Source organism: Duncaniella muricolitica (assembly GCF_910574735.1).
GTDB classification, from domain to species: Bacteria; Bacteroidota; Bacteroidia; order Bacteroidales; family Muribaculaceae; genus Duncaniella; species Duncaniella muricolitica.
This window is the reverse complement of the sequence record NZ_CAJTCF010000009.1, coordinates 35,476-59,818: the sequence shown is the minus strand read 5'-3', so window position 1 is coordinate 59,818 and position 24,343 is coordinate 35,476. Positions and strand designations below refer to the sequence as shown.

Genomic DNA, 24,343 nt, shown 5'->3' with positions numbered 1-24,343 from the left:
AGTCCGGCAAATCTTGTCACGGCGGCCTCACGGCCGGTCACATCACTGCGGCCCGTTGTGGGTGAGCCACAGCAGCAATCCAATCACGGCCACAAGGAAGATGATGATGCATACATATATCCTGTTGCTCCCGCTGTCGGCCAGATCGAGACGCAGCTCGTCGAGCGTGCGATAACGCTTGGTCACATCCTTGGCCACACACTTGGCAGCCACCTTGCGGAGCTTGGGATGAGGCGACTCCACGGCGTCAAGAGCCCTGTTGAGCAACACTCCGTAATTGTATATATCGTCATTGGTATCCTCGTGCGTCAGAAACTTCTTCTGATCAAAACCTACGTCAATGAGTTTCAGATTGCCTATATTCTCCGTAAATATCACCCTCGAAGCCTCAAGCGGATGATGAGCCAGATGCTTGGTCTGCACATAGTCGAGCGCGTCGAGCAGTTGGTGATGAAGTTTATAGATATGCTCGTCGGTCACCTTATGCTCGCGTATCAGCTTCTCAAGCGAGTCGCCATACACGTCATCGGTGATAATACACATCCCGAGCCCGGGCACCTCCTCAAAATCATTTATCATGATTATATGGGGATGAGCCAGATTATATCTGACCTCAAACTCCTTCTCGATCATCTTCTCATACTCCTCCTGCCCCTTCAGTTCAGGGCGCAGAGTCTTAAGCATAAGCCATTTGCCATGCTTCTTAGCGGTATAGACATGATAAAACTCCTCGTCCCACTCGGGCAGGTGCTCAATCTCCGTCCACTTCGGCGACTGACCGGGAGTCTGCTTCATATCGGAGTCGTTGGTCTGATTGTTTTCCATTGTGACATGCATGCATTATTTCGCAAAAATAACTAAAATCTCCGAATTACCCAAAAATCAATCACATCGCGCAGGCATTTCGTCACTCCGACACAAACTCCTCGGCGTTGAGGTAGTAGACTCTCGAGGTGGCGCGGGTGGTGGCGGTGTAGAGCCAGCGGTAAAACTCCAGGCCCTGGCCCTCGGGGGCGATGCCCCCCATGTCGACCACGACATTTTTCCACTGTCCGCCCTGCGCTTTGTGACAGGTCATGGCGTAGGCATACTTCACCTGCAATGCGTTGAAATACTCGTCGCGCCGCAGCCTCCCGACCCGTGTCGCATAGGGGGTGTCGGGCGCATTGACTTCGGGGTCGGCCATACGGGCCTCGGCAAGCGCGCGCATATCGGCTCCCGACACCGAGGCTCCCTCGTCGGTGAGCGTGTCGAGAAATATCTTGCAGTCGACCTCGGCGTCGCTGTCGGGAAGCCACAGCCTGACGTTGGCAAACCGATAGCCGTAACGCTCCTCGACACCTCTGATGTCCTGCACTATGGCTACGTCTCCGTTGGCTATGAAGTCAAGACCTTTGATCTTGGACGACCACATGTAATTGTTCTTGGCCACCAGCAGACGCTCTCCCTTGACAAGCATCTCGTCATAATCCATGATGCGCTGCCTTATGCCGAGGTTAAATTCTCGCGCCCGACGGTTGGAACGTGTGACCACAATAGTCTCCCCGGCCCCGTCGCGACGGTAACAGTCACCCACCACATCGGCCACGTCGTTGCCGTCGGTCAGGGCTACGTCGTCATATTCTCCGACCGCTATACGTGCCTGGGGCAGAGGGTCAAGCAGCATGGCACGCCGGAGCCAGGTGGCGTTGCGCAGTATGCCCGACTCGCGCGCCTGGCGCACAGTGTCGGTAAGCACCGCGCGGCTCACCTTGAGTCCGAGCCGCTTGTAGCTCTCAGGCATCATGGCCGGGCTCTCGCTCGCTCCCACCGGAGGGAGCTGGGCCACGTCGCCTATCACTATCAGACGGCTGTTCTCGCCGGTAAACACATACTCCACAAGGTCGTCGAGCAGGCTTGAGCCGCCCTCCTCGCCTGTGCCGTCGCCTATCATCGAGGCCTCGTCGACTATAAACACCGCGCTGGTCAGAGCGTTGTGTTGCAAGGCTCTGAACCCTTCGGTCCATCCGCCGCCTCCGTCACCGCGATATATGCGCCGGTGTATCGTATAGGCCGGTGTTCCCGCCTGGCCCGAGAGCACCTTGGCCGCACGCCCCGTAGGAGCGAGCAGCACCACTTCGCGCCCGGCGGCCCGCAGGCTCTTTACGAGCGCGCCCATAAGCGACGTCTTGCCCGTGCCCGCGTAACCGTTGAGTATAAACACTCCGTCACCGGCCACCGAGCAGAAACGAGCCAGCGCGCCTATCAGCAACTCCTGCTGACGGTTAGGCGCGTAACTAAGATTACCTCTCACATCGGCCGCAAACTCTCCTACTGTCATATGTGGTAAAATATTGCACAAATTTACACTTTTTTCTTAACTTTGCCCCCATAATTCATCCAATCATCAATACAACAAACAACAACACACTCTACCTATGTCTACATACACAGCATCAGACCCGCGCAAGGTCACGACACGACGACTCATCGAGATGAAAGCCAAGGGCGAAAAGATAGCTATGCTCACAGCCTATGACTACTCCATGGCCACCCTCATCGACCAGGCCGGCATGGACGCCATACTCGTGGGCGACTCTGCCTCAAACGTTATGGTGGGCAACACCACAACCCTCCCCATGACTCTCGACCAGATGATATATCACGCCAAAAGCGTGACCAACGGTGTGAAACGCGCACTCGTGGTGTGCGACCTCCCCTTCGGCACCTATCAGGGCAACTCCATCGAGGCTCTCTCGTCGGCTATACGCATCATGAAGGAGAGCAACGCCGAGGCTGTAAAGCTCGAGGGCGGCGAGGAGATTATAGAGAGCGTGCGACGCATACTCTCGGCCGGCATACCCGTCATGGGTCACCTCGGCCTCACCCCGCAGTCAATCAATAAATTCGGCACCTACAACGTGCGCGCACGCGAGGAGGCCGAGGCGGCCAAACTCATAGCCGACGCCAAACTGCTCGAGGAGGCCGGATGCTTTGCCATCGTGCTCGAGAAGATACCCGCCCAGCTCGCCACACGTGTGTCGGCCGAGCTGACCATCCCCACCATCGGCATCGGAGCCGGCAACGGATGTGACGGTCAGGTGCTCGTGATGCACGACATGCTCGGCATCAACCAAGGCTTCTCGCCCCGCTTCCTGCGCCGCTACGCCGACCTCGCCACCACCATCACCGACGCCGTAGGCTCATACATAACCGATGTAAAATCGTCTGACTTCCCCAACGAAAAGGAGTCTTACTGACCCACACTCATCCGAACCTACTCCAAATGGAATACAATAGAAAACCCAATCCCTTCCTGACCTTCTTGTCATCCTCGGCCGGAGACATATGCCTGTATTTCTTCGTCCTCAACATCACCTCAGGACTGACATTTCTATTGTATTCCCCCTCTTTCATGACAGGCGCGACCGTCGCCGCCTTAGGGATGCTTGTCGCCTGGCTGTCATCCGTGATATGCAGGGCGGTGTCGGGCTGCCGGCCTGTCTACAGGTTGACGGTCATCGCATTGGCCATCCTGTTTAACATCGCGATTGTCCTTGACTATTTCATGATAATAAATTTTCATGGCATATTCAATCAGGACGCTGTCGATGTGATCACCGACACCAATCCCGACGAAAGCAGCGGCTTCATACGCAGCTATCTTTCCCCGTCCAAACTGCTCCTCTGGGTATCGGCAATAGCCGCATATAATATATTGGTGTGGAAGGCATGCCGTATATGCGGCAGATCAGTCATCGTCAAAAGAGCCATACTTCTCACCGTGTTTGCGGCCATTGCCATCTCGGGCTATTGCGCGCTTCACTATGTGAGATACGGCAGCGGCATGTCGGTCCCCCAGTGCAACACTCTGGTCCGGGCCACATATGCACTCCATATCGCCAACAGAAATCTGGCTGTCCATAATGACATCTTAGCCCGATGCAAGTCAGCGGAAGCAAGCTCTTTGACAGACGTCCGGCCCGACATAGTTGTCATAATAGGCGAGAGCCATTCGGTATATCACTCTCAGCTATACGGCTACCGGCTATCTACCGAGCCCCGCATGCATGAGCTGTCACTTGACAGCGGCATGACTGTGTTTCGCGATGCTGTCTCTCCGTGGGATCTGACCATAAGGGCCATGCAGTCAGTTTTTTCGGTCGCAGGAGCCCAACACGGGCTCACCGCCGCCCCGCTGTTTCCGGCACTGTTCAAAGCAGCCGGCTACCACACCGTAATGCATGACAACCAATATCTGGTGAGCGGCGGAGTGTCGGTTCTAGCCGACAGCAATCTGTCAGAAGCAATGTTTGACGAGCGCAACGACCGCAAATTCAGATATGACTCCGAGATGTTGTCATGCCTGACCCCGTCGGCTCACCCGTCACTGTATGTGATACACCTGCAGGGACAACACTACACTTATGCCGACCGATACCCCGAAGAGCAGCGCGTATTCTCTGAAAAAGATTATCCTTCTGACATCCTGCCTGAAAAGCGTAAAGTCATGGCTCATTACGACAACGCGACCCACATGACCGACCGCAACCTCAGGAGCATCATCGACAAATTTCATGACAGAGACTGCGCCGTCATATATTTCTCCGACCATGGAGAGGAGATATATGAATATGACGACATGGGACACGGCTTTGCCGCCGAAAGCAAAAACCCGGAAATCCAACTGCGGGTGCCATTATGGATATGGCTGTCGCCCGCCTACCGGGCCAATCGCCCCGAGATAGCCGGCAATGTATCATCCTCAGCCCTCAGACCGGTGACTACCAACGATATCAGCCACGTAATCCTTGAACTGGGCCGGATACAATCACCGTTTTACAATCCCCGCAGGAGCTTCATCTCACCCGACTATGACGAAGACAAGAAACGCATCGTGCTTAACACTCTTGACTTTGACAAGATAAAGCCACGAAAGGATGCAGCTCCCGTCTGCGACATGCCAATCTCACCCTGACATGAAAATACTGTATTGCATAAACACTATCGGAGTCATTGGCGGCACCGAACGCGTGACAATAGTCAAAGCCAACGCCCTTGCCGACATCGACGGCATGGAGATCGGGATATGCTTTACCGACAGGGGAGATTATCCCCATACAGTACATCCCCTGAGCCCGAAAGTAAAGATATTTGACCTCGGCACTCCCTACTGGGAGCTGGACTCGTTATGGAAGGTAGCCACGGGGTATCTCCGTAAAGTCTATGACGGACATCGTGCTCTTAGCAAAGTCATCGACAATTTTCAGCCCGACATACTCGTCACCACCGGCGGTAATGAACGCCATTTCGTGACACTGACTTCACGCAAAGTCCCCTATCCGACAATATTCGGAGACCACAGGCTACGCAAAATACGCGAATTTCATTTCGCCAGCACATACGAACTGCTCGAGGCCACCGGCCCCGTATCATGGGTTAAAGCGCAGGCCAACCGTCTGATTCAGAAACATATCGTCTCACGGTTCTTTGACAAGACCTATCTTCTGACCCGTCGTGACCTCGACACCAACTTCAAGGGCTGTCCCCGTTATGACAGCATGCCCAATCCGTCGACCTATCCGCCTGTCGGACATATGTCTGACTCAAAAGGCCCCATAGTGCTCGCCATAGGACGCATATCTTACCAGAAAAATTTTGAAAGCCTCATACGCGTATGGTCAGCAGTCGAGCCGCAGGCCCGGGGCTGGACTCTTAAAATACTCGGAGGGCCCGACCACGCTGCACGCCGGCTGTATGAATATGCCCTGTCAAAAGGGTGCCGGCATGTGGAGTGTCCCGGATGGTGCGACAACATCCCGGCCGAACTCTCCAAAGCCTCGATACTGTGCATGACAAGCCGCTTTGAAGGTATGCCCCTCGTGTTGCTCGAAGCCATGAACGCAGGAGTCGCCCCGATAACGTTTGATTACGAATTTGGCCCCTCCGACATCATCACCGACGGGGTCAACGGCCTGCTTGTCACAAACAGAGATGAAAACGAGATGGCCGACAAGCTGCTCGACCTCATCAAAAACGACGACATGCGTCACTCCATAGGCTCGGCAGCCATGGAGCGCATCAGCGACTACTCGGCCCAATCGATAGCCCGCCGATGGATTGAAAAATTCAACAGCCTATCGTAGACGGTTTCTCATCGTTTTTAAGACGTCTGTAAGCATCAACCATTGAGACAGGAGTACAATTGACGATATCAGCCCCTATCGAACGGGCATAACGCGCCATTATTTCATGTCCTCTGAACAATTTTAATTTATTCTCCAGATATTCACTCACTGTGAACGTACGCAAATCCTCCTCCTTTACATTATCTCTAATCATATATAAAGGTTTCAGATTCTTGTCAGAGCCATAGTAATGGCTATCCTTAAAACACAGTCTATTGTCATCATCAACTGCCAGATTATCAAAATACGTATGGTCAATACCATACATATTTATCCTTTTATAACCGATAACCAGAGCTGCATACAACGAGTATAACACAACGCTGCCAAACTCGCCATTACCCCAACCTTTGTTGTAACTCCAGTTTCTCCATTTTTCCAGGCCTTGATAACTTATTGAATGAACACCTATTACTTTTATATTACCATTATTCCCAAGTATCCCGAGAAAATCTGACTTCAAGTAATTTCGCGGTACAAACAAAATCATCGGCCATGTAACATTGTCGGCAAGAGCAGTCATGACGGCCCGTCCTCGGTCTTTATAGACCGAGTCACAAAAAAATATACCGTCACTAAGACTATAGTATTTAGGCTTTAAAACTGTAAAATGAGAATCATGTACAAAAAAATTGGAAGCAAAATAATCTACATCCGAATATATGGCCTTGCCCTCGTCATATTCTTGAAGGAAACTATTAAATGACGGACCGGCACCTAACACATAAGCCCTCATGTTTTCATTCGGTTGTTTTATATTTTTGAAGGGGTTGTCAAGCCCCTCTCGTATTTTCAACCATACGATATACAGGACAGTTCTGAATGCGCCGGAAAGCACACCTGTACACATTAATATCAATGATACGATTCTTATCATAAATCTCTGATTAATCCGGCTTCTATCCTTTGCTGATTCGCGGCAATATGTATGGCAGAAAGATGTGACGATAGGCGCGGCGCAGAAGGGGGAAGAGCAGAGGGGTGGAAAAAATGAGATTGACATACGTGTCAAATCTGAATTTTACCTTCAACGGCATCACTCCCGCATCCTCGAGACGTCGGCCAAGGGCAGCAAACTCGCTTCGTGTCATGTCGGACGACAGTATGCGCGACGTGAACGGCACCATCTCGCAATGTATCAGTGTCTCAAGACCGCCGGTCATCGCAGGGTAATCGGCTACCGCGGCGGCCGCGCCTGTAAGAAGCCGCTCATATCCGGCCACGGCCTCCCTCATACGACGCGGGCTGCGATTGCCGATGGCCGAGCCGGGCCTTATCACATAACGATATAAAGAGCAGTCGGTCAGAAGGATGCCTGGATTTTTCAGTGCGAAGTCAAGGTTGAATTTTATATCCTCTCCGATGCGCATCTCCGTGTCAAACTCCATGTCGGCTATCACCGATCTCCTGTATAGTCCGACCACTATGAGCGAGAGATATTTATTGCCTTGATAGAGAAGTCTGACATCGCCGTCAAACACTACTTTGCCCGACGGGTCGTTATGCTCCACAAACCGACGCCGGGCCACGTCGTCGAGTGTCACTGAGTAAAAGCCCAGATAGTCGACCCGCCGGCCGCCGGCAAGGAAATTGTCGCGCAAAAAGGCATAGCCGCCGGCTATCATATAGTCGTCAGCATCCATGAAGTGGACATATTCGCCACGGGCCATGCGTATGCCGAGATTGCGGGCCGAGGATACACCGCCGTTTGACTTGTGAAACACACGTATCAACGACTGACAGCGGGCCGCATACTCGTCACATATCTCTCCCGAGCCGTCGGTCGAGCCGTCGTCAACGAGCAATATCTCATGCTCGCCCTCGCGCAATCCCTGCTCCAGAAGCGAGTCGAGACACGCACGGAGATACTTACCCACGTTATATACAGGTACTATCGTAGTCACTAAAGGCATAACAGTAATATGTCAGGTTGAGAAACAGGCTGTGATGAAGAGAGGTCGGAGAGAGGGGGACGGAAGCGGGCGGTTCCCGTCTATTCGTCGAGAAGATCGGGACGCAGGAGACGCGTGCGGGCGAGGGCCTGCTCGTGCTTCCAGTCGTCTATCCTGGCCTTGTGACCCGAGAGGAGCACGTCGGGCACACGCCATCCGTTATATTCGGCCGGACGGGTATATACGGGGGGCGCGAGAAGATTGTCCTGAAACGAGTCGCTCAGCGCGCTCTGCTCGTCACCGATGGCTCCGGGTATCAGACGCACCACCGCGTCGGCTATCACCACGGCCGGAATCTCGCCGCCGGTGAGCACATAGTCGCCGATGGAAATCTCTTTGGTTATCAGATGCTCGCGTATGCGGTAGTCGACCCCTTTGTAGTGTCCGCAGAGTATGATTATGTTCTCACACAGCGAGAGCGAGTTGGCCATAGGCTGGTCGAAGGTCTCGCCGTCGGGCGAAGTGAATATCACCTCGTCATAGTCGCGCTGCTCCTTGAGATGGGCTATGGCACGGTCGACAGGTCCGATCTGCATCACCATTCCGGCCTCGCCCCCAAAGGGATAGTCGTCGACCTTACGGTGCTTGTTGGTGGTGTATTCGCGGAGATTGTGCACGACTATCTCCACAAGCCCCTTGTCCTGCGCGCGCTTGAGTATCGAGCAGTTGAGAGGCGAATCAATCATTTCGGGAAGTACGGTAAGTATATCTATTCGCATAATGCAACGGAAGTTTTTTAGTGGGGTGTTTCTGGCAAAACGAGTGGTAAAAACGGGGGGATTTATATTCTCAGTTTCCACGCCGGCGGATAGAGCAAATTGGTGCGGTTGCCGAGGTTTTTGACCAGTCCGAGCGGACAGCCGTCATAGTCGAGCACAACAAATCCGCGCGGAGCAGTTTCGGGCAGAGACGGCGACTCGCCACGCAGATAACGCAGAGCCGTCGCCCTGTCTATATCAACGTGCGGGAAAGCCGATTTATTGAACGCCCGCGACATTACCAGCCCGTGGGCCGGAGCATAGTCGCGCCCCTTGAGTGTGGCCACATGCACGCCGTCGTGTATCACATCCGTGACACGACGCACACGCTCCAGCTCCGGCATCCACCGCGCCGGGAAAGCGTTGACCCTGTCACCGTCGGCATAGAGCTGATAGGCCGACGGCATGTCGAGCCAGCCCGACAGTTCGGACGGCACCTTTACGACTGACTGAGCTCCGCCTTTGCTTTTCTTGTCTTTGCGGCCCTTCTTGTCCTTACGGCCGGGTGAGGTCTCCATGAAGTCGCCTGAAAGGCTTCCGCCCGTCATCTCGCAGTCGCGAGTCTTGCGTATCACGGACACAAAGAGTCCTTCGCCCCGCGTGCGGCCGGGCACGAAACGATAGGCATGTATGTCAGGTTGGCCTATGGCCGGCGTGATGCCCCAGCCCTCGCCGACAGGTATCTCCACACTCTCGCCCCCCAGTTCGCCGATGATGCGCGCCACGTTGCGCTCGTCTTCCTCGAGATTGAAGGTGCATGTGCTGTAGACCATCACGCCACCGGGGCGCAGGGTCTCCCACAGGTTGCACACTATCTCCCATTGCAGGGCGGCGCAGTCGCGCACCAGTCCTTCGCTCCACTGGGCCACGGCATCCTCGTCCTTGCGCATCATGCCTTCGCCCGAGCAGGGCACGTCAGCCACCACGAGGTCAAACATCTCGCCGAGACGGGCGAGCGAGGCCGTGTCGCCGCGGGTGACTATCACCGACGGACAGCCCCACTTGACTATATTTTCCTTGAGCACGGCCGCGCGCGAGGGCACATATTCGTTGGCCACTACCAGCGACCCTTCGGGCAGGGCGTCAATCACAGCCGTGGTCTTGCCTCCCGGGGCGGCACATGCGTCGAGCGCGGCCACGGGACCTGTCCATTCACGGCTCAGGCTTCTGACCACATGGCCGACAAACATCGAGCCGGCCTCCTGGACGTAATAACGCCCCTGGTGCCAGCAGGGATCGAGAGAGAACACAGGCCGCTCGCCGAGATAACGGCCGTCCTCACACCATGGCACAATCTCGGCCGAATCGACAGCCGACGGCTTATGACGGTTGACACGCACCGACACCTCGGGCGACCCTTCTGCGAGGGCCGCCGCCGCATCGCCCAGACCTATGTCTGAAAGCATCTTTACAAATCCTTCGGGCAGCAAGATAATGATTGGTTTTTTGGGGTGGATATTCGATTTCGGATTTCTATCGGCCTCTTCAGTCCCGGAGATTTTCTTCATATTGCTTCAGGGCCTCGCGCCACTCGTCGGTGATGCGCACCGAGGTCATGGTCTTGGCATCGAAGCCCGACATGATGGTGCGGCAGCGACAGCGCACACGGCCGTCGGCGGGCGAATACACCCGCTGCTCGAGCGTGAGGCTCTTGTCGCCTATCGAGATCACTGCGGTCTCTACTTCAAGCTCGTCATCAAAAAACGAGGGTGCGCAGAAGTCGCAGTTGACATTCACTATCACGACTCCGATATTGCCCCAGCGAAATTTATCGCCCAGCACGGCCTGGAAATAACGGGCCTTGGCAAGATCCATAAATGTGAAATACACGCTGTTGTTCAAGTGTCCGAGCATGTCGATGTCGTTGAAGCGCATCTGCACGGGCATATGGTGGCGGAAATGCTTTATGCCGCCTTCGCAATAATCACTCATAGTTTTTTACTCGGCCTGCGGCCGAAGGTTATATGGTTATGAGGTTATAAGGTGATGCAGAGAGGGAAATCCGACGGACGGATTTTCCGGCCCATACATTTTTATAACCTCCGGTAATTCGGCCTGCGGCCGAAGGTTATATGGTTATGAGGTTATAAGGTGATGCAGGAAGGAATTTTTATAACCTCTCTAATGAAATACTATCTCAGTGACCACCTCGACACCTACCTGACGGTTGATGGCCTGGATGAGACGGTCGCGCACAAACCCGAGCTCGTTTTTGAGCGGGGCCGAGGTGAGATAGACGTGCAGCACTCCGTGGTCGACATAGCGGCGCGTGGTGTAACGGTTGATGGAGGGTCCCACCACATCGGCCCATGCCGCCGAGGCCCGCTGCTCGTTGAGCGAGTCGGTCAATCCGGCCCTGTCCATGGCCTCGTCGATGATGGCCGCGATATGCTTGGGATAGGTACGCTTCATAGCTGTGAGAAGCCTCCACTCTCCACATTCCACAGGCGGTAGTCGCCACCCGTGCGCCCGACTATCTCGTCGAGGTGCTCGCGGTTGGTGTCGGTAATGAATATCTGGCCGAAACCGTCGCCGGTGACCAGCGTCATTATCCTCTCCACGCGTCCGGCGTCGAGCTTGTCGAAGATGTCGTCGAGCAGCAGCAGCGGACGCATGCCGGTGGTCTCGCGCAGAAAATCATACTGGGCCAGACGCAACGCTATAGTATAGGTCTTGCACTGACCTTGCGAACCGGTGCGCCGCATGGGCATACCGTCGAGCGTCATCTCTATGTCGTCGCGATGCACACCCACCGAGGTGTGCTTCACTATTTCGTCATGGCGTCGCGCCTCGTCCATCAACGTCGCCAGGGTCACACCCTCGCGCTGGAGATGGCTCACATAGCGCAGTCCGGGAGCCTCTGCCCCCTCGCCTGCAATAGCCGCATAATAGCGCGCGAAAATCCGTGTCAGAGCCTCGACCCATGAGGCACGCGCACGGTAGATATAGTCCGCACTCATCTCCATCATGGTCTCGACAGCCCCATAGAGAGCCGGGTCGACACAGCCGTCGCGCAACAGACGGTTGCGCTGCTCGAGCCCCTTGTTATATCGTATGAGAGCATCGAGATAGCGCGTATCGCTCTGCGACACCACCATATCCATCCATCGGCGGCGTTCCTCACCGCTCTCGCGTATGAGGTCGATGTCCTGCGGAGCCACCATCACCAGAGGGAAAGCCCCGATGTGGCCGCTCAGACGTGAATATTCCTTGCCGCCGCGTTTGAGGCTCTTGCGCTTGCCCGCTGCCAGGCCCATCGACAACTCTTCGTCGACATCCTTGCGCACATAGCGGCCCTTGACCAGAGCCCAGTCCTCGCCGCGGCGCAGCAGCATCGCATCGTTCACTCCGGTGAAACTCTTGCAGAAGCTCAGCATATACACCGCGTCGAGCAGATTGCTCTTGCCCATGCCGTTATTACCTAAGAAACAATTCACCTTGCCCGACAGTTCGAGCCGGGCCTCGGTGATATTCTTGAAATTATTTACAGTCAGTTCGCAAAGACGCATTATGGACTATTACATTTGGAATGCAAATGTACAAAAATTTCCCGATAATTCTCCCCGCTATATTATAAATAGGTATCCACCCTCCACCAAGCCACGGGATAGTAAAGGCAGGGGAGATGTGAACATGACACCTTATTGTATTTTCTGTGCCCTATTCCATTTATCTGTCCATAGCCCGAAACGACACCGTCTCATACATTTTCCTCAATGTCTTTAAGCTACTCTTTGCAATAATCCACATTAGTTTTTGCATACCCCTATGTTTCAATGACTTTACAAATGTATCAAATACATTAGATTTCATCAAACCACCAGTTTTGCAAACACATTTTAACAATAAGCGTGGTTTTTTTACATGCTTTAAGCCTACCTTTGACCACGAAACCTTCCCAAAAACCTTCCAGAAATCATTATCAACCCTAAACTTATCATGAACAAAAGTTTACTATTCCTATTATTTCTACTGACTACAACCCTGACATCCTCGGCGGCGCGTGTCTCTGTCGGATTTTCCGGATATGCCGACGGCATGCAATTTGACGTTACATCCGGCACAGGCACGACCGCTACCGTAGGACAAATCGACGGAATCCCCGGCAAAGTCCTCATCGTCGACGTAAAAGACTGGAACCAAGTGCCCGAAGTGACCGTCAATCTCCCCGAAGGGATCACACTTGCACAGTGTTCATCGTTATCGGCCAGAATTTACATCCCCTCATATGACAACGGAGGCTGGCCCAACTACAAAAACATGCGTGTGTACATCAACGACACGCAAGTCTACACCGACCGCAATGAGGACGGCAGCGAAGCCTATCCATTCATCGGCAACACCGACCAATGGGTCACCAAGAGCTACGACACATCGGCTCTCGAACTCACTGATGAGATGAAGGCCCTCAACTCGTTCAAGCTCGGCATAGGCATCAACAACATGCCCGACGGAGGAGGCAGATACATCTATTATGTCAACGAGTTTACCGTCTCCTACGATCTCAATCGCGAACCGCCGGTGATACCCGCCGAGGGAGCCTACTACACAGGCCAATACCGCAACCTCTTCGCCGAGGCCGGATATGACGAAGAAACGGTGCAAAAACGTTTCGACGACCTCTGGGCCACGTACTTTGAAGGAGATGATGACAACGAACGTCTCTATTATCCCGTCAATGGCGGCGACATGGCCTACATACTTGATGTCAACAATAACGACGTGCGCTCCGAAGGCATGTCATACGGCATGATGATATGTGTCCAGCTTGATAAGCAGAAAGAGTTTAACGCCTTGTGGAAATGGGCCAAGACCTACATGCAGCACCCTGAGAGCGATAAGGAAAAGTGGGGTTACTTTGCATGGCAGTGTGGCCGTGACGGCTCGCAGAAGGACGGCAACACCGCCTCCGACGGTGAGGAATACTTCATCATGTCGCTCATGTTTGCCTCCAACCGTTGGGGCGACGGAGAGGGCATATTCAATTACAGCAAAGAGGCCAACCGCATACTTGACGTGGCCGTCAACCGACCCAAAGAGCCCGCCTGGAGCGACTATCAGCCGATCTTTGACAACAAGGAGAAGCAGGTTGTGTTTGTACCCTTTGCCCGCTCGGCCGTGTTTACCGACCCCTCCTACCACCTGCCCGCCTTCTACGAACTGTGGAGCATGTGGGCCGACAAGGACAACTACTTCTACACCGAACTCGCAGCCAAGAGCCGCGAGATGTGGCCTAAATTTGCCGACCCCAACACCGGCCTCATGCCCGACTATGCCGAGTTTGACGGACGACCCAAGCATGAAGGCGAGCACGGCAACTTCTGCTTTGACGCCTGGCGTTGCGCCATGAATATGGCCATCGACTTCGCATGGTTCAAGCCTCAGGGAGTAGACTATCCCGAGCTCCTCGGCCGCCAGCAGAAATTTTTCATCTCCAAGGGTGTGGACAGCTACCACAATCAGTATCAGCTCAACGGCACCGAACACCAGTATTACGGCGGAGCCAAGGAGCACTCGCCCGGTCTCGTAGGCTGCAATGCCTCGGGCACACTCGCCTCCTCAAGCCGCGACGCCTGGAAATTTATCGACAACTTTGTCGACACCGCCATCCCCACAGGCCGTTACCGCTACTATGACGGCTGTCTCTACTACCTCAACTGGCTCAACTGCGCCGGCCGCTACCGCATCTACGGTCCCGACAACAACACTACAGGCATCGAGCCGATCATAGCCGACCGCACGGCCGTAAGCGTCAGCATAGCCGGCAACCGTATCAATGTCAACGGAGCCGACAGCGGAGCATACACTGTCACTGCACTCCCCTCAGGCATCATCATGGCATCAGGCGAATACACCGACGGCTCGATTCCCTTCTCAGGTCTTGCCCATGGCCTCTATATAATCAGCATAACGTCAGGCAACAACATCAGCGCGACCATAAAAATAAAATATTAATCCTAACACAGTGAAGATTATGAAAAAGATTTACTTTCTGCTCTCGACGGCCTTACTGGCCATCCCGACATTTGTGGCTCAGGCCGCATCGACCAACGGCACTGTCACCGACGGATGGCTCATGGTCGAAGACTTCCAGAACGCCAAGCCCGGCGACACAGTGACCGTTTATGACATATACAACAATCCGGCCGAAGGTACAGGCGAAGTGACATCCGCCCCGGCCGACAGCGACAACCTTGTCGCTGTGTTCAGAGGCGGTAACTACAACACCGTCCTGGAAATCCCCGTCACACTCCCTGCCGGAAAAACAATCTCAGACTACAAATCTATTGCTTTCGATCTGTACAGATACAGCGATGACGACAACTATAAACAGATGTATATAGGCATCGACAACAGCGAAATCTATATTGACACAGATTATATCGAACAGGCACCCGAGACCACATGGACCGTGAAATCATATGACATAACTGCTGTGACTACATCCGGAAACGCCATATTGTTGCATATCGGCATCAAAAGCAATAATGCCCACTATGCTATCGACAATCTGCGTCTTGAGATGAAAGATACAAACACCCCCGTAGAGCCCGGTGACTATTATGAGACAGCCAACGGCAATGTGACCGACGGAGTGCTCATGCTCAACGACTTCCAGCACCACGGCGCGACAGATGTCACCCTCACGGCATGGAACCGCTGGGGCGGCGAAGCTGCCGGTGAAGTAAAGACCGCAGCCGACCCGACCGATGCCAAAAACATCGTGGCCCGGTTCTCAGGCACAAGCGACTACAACACCGTCCATGAAATCAACGTGACCCTCCCTGCGGGCAAGACTCTTGCCGACTATACGGCCATCAAGTTTGACCTCTACCGCTATGCCGATGACGCCAACTACAAAAGAATGCGCGTACAGGCCGACGACCATGTGATATTTTACATGGATGAGGGCGGATATGAAGAACAGGCTCCCGAGGGCACCTGGACCGAGAAATCATATGCTATTGACAAGACCAACACCGTGGGCAACAGTTTCAAACTGCGTCTCGGCATAGAGAGCGACGCGCCCAACTATCTCATCGACAACGTGCGTCTCGTCGATGAAACCACTACTGGAATCACCGACATCACCATCGCCGACAACGGCGTGAGCGTCATCCCCTCTGCCGGCGGCATCTCCATAACAAGCGAGGCCCGCACCGAAGCCCGCATCTACGCCATCGACGGCAAGCTCGTATGCAGCACTGTCGTTGACGGCTCAACCGAAATAAACCTTGTGAAAGGCGTATATATAGTAGCTATTGACACTTACATAGTGAAAATGATTGTTAATTAATCAGATAGTAGCCGATTGACGCGTCAGGGCAACCAACGCGATAGCAGACCGCCACGTTGCCCTGACGTTTTTTGATTTCTTTGGACTTAACCTTCATATCGACATTAATAATGAAACCCAAAAACACATTTAGCCTCCGACACCCGATGACAGCCGGCGTGCTTATGGCACTGGTCCTCTCGGCCTGTCAGAGCGACAGGCTAGAGGTGCCCGACAGGCAGGAACTTTACAACCGCGAGTTTATCAAAAAGTTTGGCATATCGTCACTCGACCACGAATGGAATATCGCAGTGCGCATACATGCCGACATCGAGAGTTCGCTGCTTACCAAAGCCTCCACCGTCAACGTCTATACTTCCTGGCCGGGCAATCCGGCCTGTGCCGTTGTAGCCTCATATGAAGCAGGCTTGGCCTCATCGATAGAATTTGACTATCCACAGGGTCTCAAAAAAGCCTACGTGCAGATACTCGATGACAAGGGCAAGGCCATCTATGCCCAATACACTCCAATCAACAACGGCCGCATGGCAATAGGCTCACGCGGCTCACGCACCGAAGCTACGACCGCGCCGGTATATGCCTGGGACATAGGCGAGAACCGCGGTCTCGGCTCCATGCCCGTCGACCGTGACTACAACTCTGACTTCTGGGGCAAATTCATCACCAATGACGGCAACCCGCTCGGCATCAAAGATGTCAATGTCAAATATAAAGAATACTCCCCGCTGACAGTCAAGGAGGGTGCCGACGGAGACGGCAATCCGGAAATCAAGGCTGAAAACGGATACACATTCGGGCCGGAATGGAACGTCAACGCACACATCGACGGAGGTCTGCCCTCCGACATGGTGAGCAACTCCGCGGTTTTTGAGCTGACATATTCCACACCTGCCGACCTCGATGCCGATGTCAAGTCACAGATGAAGTGGTCGGACTACAACTGGACAGGCTATCAGTTTACAGGCGCGGACGGACTTATACTCGATCCTACCGGCGGTGAAAAAAGGACTGTCGAAATCACAGCCAGAGGCATCAACAACCTCAAGGGCAACCTAATACGCATACAGGGTGTAAATTATACCATCTACAGCCTGCGGTTCAAAGGTGCAACCAACAATGTCGCATACATCAACAACATCTTCAAGCTATACGGACTCGCCGAAAGTCCTGTAACCGATTTTGAGAGTTATCGTCAAAGCTATCTCAAGCCCGAGAATGCAAGCGAGGATCAGGCCTACTCGGCCGGCGATCTCGTGCCGTTTGTAGGCAGCACCGGTGTATTCCATGAAGAAATCAACAAGGGCGACGGGCAGTGTAACCTCGAGAAATATCGTGACAGACTGCACATTGACGACCGCATGGACTTCATCGTAGCCGAAGACCGGTCGGAGGTATCCGTCGACTACCTGTTTGGCAGCACCAGTTACTATAACTCGTTTGGTTATTTCTACTACACCGACGCCGAGGCCAACCTTCCCGAAGAGCAGCGTATAGCCTTGCTGCTCAAGAAGCCCAAGTTCATACTTATGTATGACGCGTGCCCCTTCTCCAACCTGTTGTCGACTAATCCCAGAGATGGATACACCGATTGGGACCGGCTCTCCAACGGCCTTGTGGCCGGCACTGCGTCCAACGGTGACGCTCTCGGCATTATCCGCCCGGGGCAAGGTCATGAGGAGGGTAAAAACAATACCTGGGACTGGAATATGTGCAAGCGGTTTGCCGACTATGTAACATATGCTGAACAGAATCCCGACGATACAGGCAACATTGCGGAATTCCGCTCGGCAAAATATCGCCTGGTGTATTACGCTCCCGACCAGTTTGACAGCCACAACGAGCTGAAACCCGGAGCCACGGGAAGTTATAAATTCCCTCTTGGCACACACATAGCGTTCTTTGTCATCACAAGCGGCCAATACATCTTTGAGAAAGGCCTGGATACATCCATGAAGATTGACAACCGCCGCATACAGTTCTCCGTGCCACTCATGAATAAATATATGGGCAACACCATGAACCACGGCCACTCCCACCGACCCATCGGCGGACAATTTGATTCAGAGATGACCACCGGCGGAGGCTCGCCCGAACCATGGACGCCATTTGTGGCTTATCAGTGGAACGGTGAGACAATCATGGGCGTCGAGGACGGATATGCCGAGACCGAAAACGGTCTCAACGGCAGCGACCATGACATGAACGACATGCTGCTGAGAGTCAACGGTAGCTTTGTCGATGATCTCGAGGAACTGAAGCCCGATGATAAACCGGCGGCGCAGGGCTGGATCATAGCCTGTGAAGACCTTGGCGGCAGCCTTGACTTTGACTTCAACGACGTGGTGTTCGGCATAAGCCATGTAGCCGGTGAGACCACCGCACGTGTCACAGCTCTCGCAGCCGGCGGCACGCTTCCGGTGTTCATCCAATCAAAATACCCGATGACCGGCTCGCCCGACAACCCCGACTCTGACGGCTACTACACACTGAAGCCCGAAGGCAGCGACGGAGAGTTTCACAGATGGTGGAATCCCGACAACAGCCACTCGACTCCTATCAATGCTTTCGCGTGGGGCGGAGCCGGCAAGTATGTGACCATAGATGTGCCCGAAAACTTCACCCTCTCCGACAAGGCTGAGCTTCCCGGAGCGGAGGGCAACATGGGCGGCTTCAGAGTTATCGTCCATCAGCCCGACGGCAAGACCTCAGCCATAACGGCCCCCGACCCCGACAAAGGCACACTGACTCCGCAGATGTTCCTCGCTCCGAGAGCCTGGCTGTGGCCCCGCGAGACACAAAGCATCGACGGAGTATATGGTGGCTTTATCCCATGGTATGAAAAATGGTGGGAGACCCGCGACGGAGCCAATGCCTCTAACGTAGTGCTGCACACCTGGCGTCCCATACATGACTGAAAGTTTCCAAATAATTATATTCCTTACCTATATCCTGAGCCGGTGACCGGCCGATATAGAAGTCGCATCCTTTAAAAGCGACATCCAAGCCCCGCGGTATGGCAACAATCCGCGGGGCTTTCATGCTTCAAACATGGAATACCGTCTGACCTATAGGGATTGTCTCGGCAATTTTTACTAATTTTACAGCATAAATCAGTAATCTTATCCGACACACCATGAAACGTGTTCTTGCCGTCACCCTGTCAGCATGCATAGCAACAATCAATGCCTCGGGCGAGGCATTTACCGACACACCTTATGACGAGACGTGGGACAGGCTACTCCGCATCGCCAACATCGCCTATTGCCGCGGCATCAACGAGTTTGCCGTCTGCGCCTCATCCTATCAGCCGTGGGACGACCGCAAATATGACGACTCGGCCAGCAGCCATCCCTATGTGTTTCACCGCCACCATCCCGAATGGGGCAACACTGGCCGCTTCTGGGACTATCAGGCACGATGTGCCGCCCTGCTCCGCAAAGGCTCGCCAGTGGTCGATCTCTGCGTCTACATCGGGGATGACGCTCCGCTGAAAACTTTCAGCTACAAACTTCCCGAGATACCCGAGGGATATAATTTTGACGTATGCACATCCGACGCGCTTCTAAACCGCATGTCGGCTGCCAACAGACTCATCAACGTGACAGGAGGCATGAGCTACAAGGCCATTATCGTGCAGGACAGGACTCGCATCTCGCCTCAGGCCGAGAACAAACTCCTACAACTCAGTGAGCAGGGCGCGACCGTCATATGGTGCAACAAGGGCGAGACTACGGAGGACGCACTGGCAAAGGCCGCAATCGCTCCCGACATACATATAGCCAGCGACAATCTTCCCGACAGCAAAGTATTGTTTTTCCACCGCACGACCCCCGACGAGGAGATTTACTTTGTCTACAATCACAGCGAATCGGCCTACAGCAAGGAATCGCGCGTGCGTGCCCGGTTCAAGACTCTTGAATACTGGCGACCCGCCACTCTGGAGCGAGAGACTATCGCAACCGATGATAACGGGACATTCTCTTTAAATCTCTCGCCCTACGAAAGCACGTTCATCATCGCCCGCCGACGCTGAGCAAGAGGCCGGAGCAAGTATATGACATAGTGCCAGACATCAAAATCCGGAATTTATCTGTTATATTAATATAAAATATTACGATGGCAAAAATCAACCCGCGTCAAAAAAAGACACAGATCAACAAGGTGACACTGATGGATTTCAGTGCCACACACTTCAAAGGCATAAGGTTTGAAAGCGACTCATTCTACACATCGCTCTCCAACAGACTGTATGACATAATACAACAGGCGATTGGCGGCAGCATGGCTCCGGAATACATCAAACGTCTGGCCATCAACCTGGCCTGCTATGTCGAGGACCTTGTGTCGGGCTGCGGTGTATGGTCAGCCTTCACTTCGCTTCACGAGAAGAAATATGGCAGAAAGCTACCGTTTTTCAATCTTGACAAACCGGCCATCCCCGTCCCCTATGACGATGAACTGCCTTCGCTGCATGCCGTGCAGTTTCTCATCTGGTACACGCTCAACGGTGCGAAACCCGACACCGTGATGAGTCCGCTCAATCCTGCATTGTCCATGCTGTCGATACGACTTATGCCCGAACTCACCGACGCCTATGAGAATGCACCCGACTCACCCGCCCGTCCGGCCATCATGCCCGAGGAAGAGGCGGGTGTGCCCCTGTTCTTTCAGATACGCAATCTTTGCTCCTGGCTCTGCACCCGCTGCTATCTGACAAGGGTCAACGACATGCAGTCAGTGTCAGCGGATTACAAAGCATTTATAAGCCATCTGCTCGACAATATCAAATCTCCCGACAAAAAAGGCCAGACGGAATATGCCGTAGAGTCGTTCGTGCCTATGAACGCCCACATCGGACCACTCGCCATTCCGGCCTATGAATGGCTCGCCGAGATTGTAGACCTCTATCACGAGGAGGAAGAAGAACAATATCTGCCGCTGCTGCGCGAGATAAAGTCACTCCCCTATCAGTATTACAAATACAAGAAAGTCGACACACAGACAGCCATATTGGTCAGCCTCGAAGGCCAAGAGATGTCAATGTCGGCAACAACTCTTCCGGGCGAAAAATTCTCGTCTGAAGTCAAAGAGGGCATGTCGGCATTGATGTCGCTGGTGTGGTTTGACGGGGCCTGGGTCATGAACAGCATCGGCCTTCAGGCTCTCCCTGAGGAGGCATATGACACGGCTCTGAAAAATTACCGGGAGAAACAGGATAATGACAACAACACGTATCATTATCTGATGAAGAATCTTAAAAACAAACGCCTCGGAGTGTATGCCGACTATAAGGAATATATGGCCAAAGCCTATCCCGACAAGCCGCGCAATGAAAATATCCCTCCGGAAATCATCCGGGATCTCGAGGAGTGTGACAACATGGTGTATTTCATCAACTCGGACGGCACCACAACAATATTGCCGGGATGGGCAACATGCATAAAGCTACGCGGCAACAAGTTTTATGACAAAGCCGAGGCCACAGACGACGGCATCTCGCTCATATGCAACCAAAGCATGACCACCCCCGAGATGCGCCAATATATGATTGACAACAAAATGCTTGCCGACGCGGCGATGAAATCGGTAATATCTGAAACCGCCGGGCGACGGCTGTTTCAGGAAAACATCCGCTTCTTCAACGACTACTACTCGCGCGATTCAATGAAATATTTCATCCTCTGACCCTTACAGCCGTCAGAATGTGAACCTTATAACTCAGGCCGGCGTTATCTCTAAAGGAGATTGCCGACGGCCTGAGCGGCATAAATGTGTCGCATTGACAGCCGATAGCACAGGTTTTTTAACTTTTTTAATTAAAAATAACCTGCAACCTTGACAAAATCGCTTACCTTTGTAGTTTGTTAGCATCTCCTCAACGTTTTACTATAAATATGACTAACTTTATTTAAATCATGGACAATAAAGAACTTGACCGCATCAGCTATGCTCTCGGACTGAGCATGGGCAACAACTTCCGCGCAAGCGGCATACAGACAATCAACGTCGAGGATTTTGCCGACGGTGTCGCAGCCGTATTTTACGGAGCCGAACCCAAGATGACCTATGACGAAGCCAAGGCCGAGATTCAGAAATTTTTCGAGGGCATGGAAGCCAAGCAGAAAGCCGAAGCCGAGAAGATGGCCGAAATCAATGCCCAAGCCGGCAAGGCCTATCTCGAAGAGAACGGCAAGCGTGCCGAGGTCAAGACCACACCCTCGGGCCTGCAGTATGAAGTGCTCGTAGAGGGCGACGGCCCCACCCCCAAGTCGACCGACCGCGTAGAGGTGCACTACACAGGCAAACTCATCGACGGCACCGTGTTTGACAGCTCTGTCGACCGCGGCGTTCCCGCCACCTTCGGCGTCACCCAGGTAATCCCCGGATGGGTCGAGGCACTCCAGCTCATGAAAGCCGGTTCGAAGTGGCGTCTCCACATCCCCTCACAGCTTGCCTACGGCCCCAACGGAGCCGGCGGCGTCATCGGCCCCAACGCCACCCTTATCTTTGACGTGGAGCTTATCAAGGTGCTCTGATCGGAAAACATCATTAACACAAAATACACTTAACCACACAATGAAAAAAATCTTAGCTGTCTGCGGTCTCACCGCAGCATTGCTCGGAGCCAGCTCATGTAGCAACAGTGGCTCGACCGGCGCGGCCGACCAGGGCTTTGCCGACTCACTCTCCACCTATCTCGGTGCGACCAACGGCATGCGTCTCGCAAGCGAATACAACACCATCCCCGAAGACCAGAAGCAGGCCCTGAGAAAGGATGACATCCTGCGCGGTCTGAAGCAGGTGATCATGACCGACACCACCCAGCAGGGCTATCTGACCGGCCTGTCGTTCGGTCTGCAGCTCGCAGGTCAGCTCTACCGCTACGAGCAGGCCGGCATCTCGGTTGACCGTGCTAAAATATATGAGGCATATGCCAAGGCCTTCAACACCGACTCGGTAAGCATCGAGGAGATGCGCGAGGCCCAGACCACATTCCAGATGCTCGCCCAGCAGGCTCAGCAGAAGATGATGGAATACTACCAGGCTCAGGAAGAGGCTGCCAAGGCCGCCAAGGAAAACTCTCCCGAGGCCAAGGAAAACAAGGAGAAGGGTGCCGCCTACATCCAGGACGCTATCAAGAACGACCCCTCCATCAAGACCACCGAGTCAGGTCTGGCCTATAAGGTAATCAACGAGGGCACCGGCGAAGCTATCGGCCGAACCGGCAGCGCGGTTGTGAAATACAAGGGCCAGCTCATTGACGGCACCGTATTTGACAGCAACGACGAAGGCGCAACCCTCAGCCCACGTGGCACAGTGCCCGGCTTTGCCGAAGGTCTCGCCATGATGAAGAAGGGTGCCAAGTATGTGCTCTATATCCCCGGCGAACTCGCTTACGGTGTTGACGGACAGCCCCAGGCCGGCATCGGCCCCAACGCCACTCTCGTATTTGAGGTGGAGGCTGTTGAAGTTACCCCCGGCAAGTAATTCTTAGAGTTAAGAAAGTAATAAGTTAAAAAAGTCAAGATAATAGTGTGGAGGACAATATCACCTCAACTATTATCTTGACTTTTTTAACTTATTACTTTTTTAACTATAGGATTATAATGAGCTCAGAGCGTGGAGCTGCTCGAGGATATCGAGGCGGGAGAGCGTGCGGCGGGCGGCCAGTGTAGAGGCAAAATCATGGGCCACAGCCTGGACTCCGCGATGGGCAAACACACGGCGCAGATAATTGTAACTCTTGTCAAAGAGACGGTCTATCTCGTCATCCTCAAGCGCGCATGCTACGGCTCCTTCCTCATGGGCCAGAGCCTTGAGCTCGAGAGTGAGATTGGCCGGCACATCATGGCCGGAATGCACCATGTGGCGACACATCACATTGGAGATGAGCATGGCCACTCCGAGATTGAAATTCTTGACCAGTTGTGTCCAGGCCGCTTTGGCCGAAACCCCGGGATTGCCGGCAAAAAAGAAATCGGGCGAGAGCGTGAGTATGTCGGCCGGCTCCGCATCAAGATCTATTGAGTATAGAATGTCGTCACCGTCATAGACCACAAGGCCTATAGCCATACCGGCAGCACCATAGGCGCGGTCGGAATCGTCGGCATATCGAAATTTTTCCATATATGTAGTATCTTCTAAGTCTTTATATACTAAAATATAACG

Annotated in this window: 20 protein-coding genes; 10 read left to right on the top strand and 10 right to left on the bottom strand. The window is 53.6% G+C overall.

All coding sequences use genetic code 11. The annotated features are described in order from the left end of the window. Positions 1–42: 42 nt before the first annotated feature. Positions 43–825, bottom strand: a complete 783-nt coding sequence (locus QGT73_RS03475) for a protein kinase domain-containing protein (RefSeq protein ID WP_280121430.1) — start codon at positions 823–825, stop codon at positions 43–45. 82 nt (positions 826–907) lie between these two features. After that, entirely contained in the window at positions 908–2,320 is a 1,413-nt protein-coding gene (locus QGT73_RS03470; RefSeq protein WP_280121429.1) for an ATP-dependent DNA helicase, read from the bottom strand. A 97-nt stretch (positions 2,321–2,417) separates the two neighbouring features. Between QGT73_RS03470 and panB the strand changes: the two genes are divergently transcribed. Genes panB through QGT73_RS03455 form a run of 3 tightly spaced genes read left to right on the top strand, consistent with a single transcriptional unit; the run spans position 2,418 to position 6,125 of the window. Beyond that, positions 2,418–3,239: a 3-methyl-2-oxobutanoate hydroxymethyltransferase gene (gene panB / locus QGT73_RS03465; RefSeq protein WP_123616681.1), complete on the top strand. Its 822-nt coding sequence runs from the start codon at positions 2,418–2,420 to the stop codon at positions 3,237–3,239. Positions 3,240–3,265: 26 nt separating this feature from the next. Further along, positions 3,266–4,957, top strand: coding sequence for a phosphoethanolamine transferase (locus QGT73_RS03460; RefSeq protein WP_280121428.1), 1,692 nt, complete (start codon positions 3,266–3,268; stop codon positions 4,955–4,957). Position 4,958: 1 nt separating this feature from the next. Beyond that, complete coding sequence (locus tag QGT73_RS03455; protein WP_280121427.1) at positions 4,959–6,125, top strand: glycosyltransferase; 1,167 nt, start codon at positions 4,959–4,961, stop codon at positions 6,123–6,125. Here the strand turns inward: QGT73_RS03455 and QGT73_RS03450 are convergent. From QGT73_RS03450 to recF, 7 genes are all read right to left on the bottom strand, one after another. Continuing rightward, complete coding sequence (locus tag QGT73_RS03450) at positions 6,109–7,044, bottom strand: hypothetical protein (protein ID WP_148070497.1); 936 nt, start codon at positions 7,042–7,044, stop codon at positions 6,109–6,111. The genes QGT73_RS03455 and QGT73_RS03450 overlap by 17 nt on opposite strands. A gap of 22 nt (positions 7,045–7,066) precedes the next feature. Further along, a complete protein-coding gene (locus tag QGT73_RS03445) occupies positions 7,067–8,080 on the bottom strand; it encodes a glycosyltransferase (protein ID WP_280121426.1) in 1,014 nt (337 codons plus the stop codon). An 80-nt stretch (positions 8,081–8,160) separates the two neighbouring features. Further along, positions 8,161–8,838 (bottom strand): tRNA (guanosine(37)-N1)-methyltransferase TrmD, encoded by a 678-nt coding sequence (gene trmD, locus QGT73_RS03440; RefSeq protein ID WP_280121425.1) that lies wholly within the window; start codon positions 8,836–8,838, stop codon positions 8,161–8,163. Between the two features lie 62 nt (positions 8,839–8,900). Beyond that, positions 8,901–10,385 (bottom strand): methyltransferase RsmF C-terminal domain-like protein, encoded by a 1,485-nt coding sequence (locus QGT73_RS03435; protein WP_280121424.1) that lies wholly within the window; start codon positions 10,383–10,385, stop codon positions 8,901–8,903. Then, complete coding sequence (locus QGT73_RS03430; protein ID WP_123616674.1) at positions 10,363–10,809, bottom strand: acyl-CoA thioesterase; 447 nt, start codon at positions 10,807–10,809, stop codon at positions 10,363–10,365. Before QGT73_RS03430 ends, QGT73_RS03435 begins: the two co-directional genes overlap by 23 nt. Positions 10,810–10,998: 189 nt before the next feature. Then, positions 10,999–11,289: a DciA family protein gene (locus QGT73_RS03425; RefSeq protein WP_123616673.1), complete on the bottom strand. Its 291-nt coding sequence runs from the start codon at positions 11,287–11,289 to the stop codon at positions 10,999–11,001. Beyond that, complete coding sequence (recF, locus tag QGT73_RS03420) at positions 11,286–12,386, bottom strand: DNA replication/repair protein RecF (RefSeq protein ID WP_280121423.1); 1,101 nt, start codon at positions 12,384–12,386, stop codon at positions 11,286–11,288. The genes QGT73_RS03425 and recF overlap by 4 nt, the downstream gene beginning before the upstream one ends. Before the next feature lie 430 nt (positions 12,387–12,816). Between recF and QGT73_RS03415 the strand changes: the two genes are divergently transcribed. The 7 genes from QGT73_RS03415 (at position 12,817) to QGT73_RS03385 (ending at position 23,662) form a co-directional block, all read left to right on the top strand. Further along, a complete protein-coding gene (locus QGT73_RS03415; protein WP_280121422.1) occupies positions 12,817–14,832 on the top strand; it encodes a family 8 glycosyl hydrolase in 2,016 nt (671 codons plus the stop codon). A gap of 19 nt (positions 14,833–14,851) precedes the next feature. Next, positions 14,852–16,174 (top strand): DM13 domain-containing protein, encoded by a 1,323-nt coding sequence (locus QGT73_RS03410; protein WP_280121421.1) that lies wholly within the window; start codon positions 14,852–14,854, stop codon positions 16,172–16,174. A 110-nt stretch (positions 16,175–16,284) separates the two neighbouring features. Beyond that, positions 16,285–19,089, top strand: a complete 2,805-nt coding sequence (locus QGT73_RS03405; RefSeq protein WP_280121420.1) for a hypothetical protein — start codon at positions 16,285–16,287, stop codon at positions 19,087–19,089. Between the two features lie 218 nt (positions 19,090–19,307). Further along, positions 19,308–20,207, top strand: coding sequence for a glycosyl hydrolase (locus QGT73_RS03400; protein WP_280121419.1), 900 nt, complete (start codon positions 19,308–19,310; stop codon positions 20,205–20,207). Positions 20,208–20,290: 83 nt separating this feature from the next. Further along, the gene (locus QGT73_RS03395; protein WP_280121418.1) at positions 20,291–21,859 is read left to right on the top strand and encodes a DUF3843 family protein; all 1,569 of its coding nucleotides are present in this window, start codon (positions 20,291–20,293) and stop codon (positions 21,857–21,859) included. Between the two features lie 230 nt (positions 21,860–22,089). After that, positions 22,090–22,710: a BamJ family beta-barrel-assembly machinery protein gene (gene bamJ, locus QGT73_RS03390; RefSeq protein ID WP_280121417.1), complete on the top strand. Its 621-nt coding sequence runs from the start codon at positions 22,090–22,092 to the stop codon at positions 22,708–22,710. Between the two features lie 40 nt (positions 22,711–22,750). Beyond that, a complete protein-coding gene (locus tag QGT73_RS03385) occupies positions 22,751–23,662 on the top strand; it encodes an FKBP-type peptidyl-prolyl cis-trans isomerase (RefSeq protein WP_280121416.1) in 912 nt (303 codons plus the stop codon). 114 nt (positions 23,663–23,776) lie between these two features. Here QGT73_RS03385 and QGT73_RS03380 read toward each other — a convergent pair whose 3' ends face one another. After that, on the bottom strand, positions 23,777–24,301 hold the full coding sequence (locus QGT73_RS03380; RefSeq protein WP_123616664.1) for a hypothetical protein: 525 nt from the start codon (positions 24,299–24,301) through the stop codon (positions 23,777–23,779). Between the last annotated feature and the right edge of the window lie 42 nt (positions 24,302–24,343).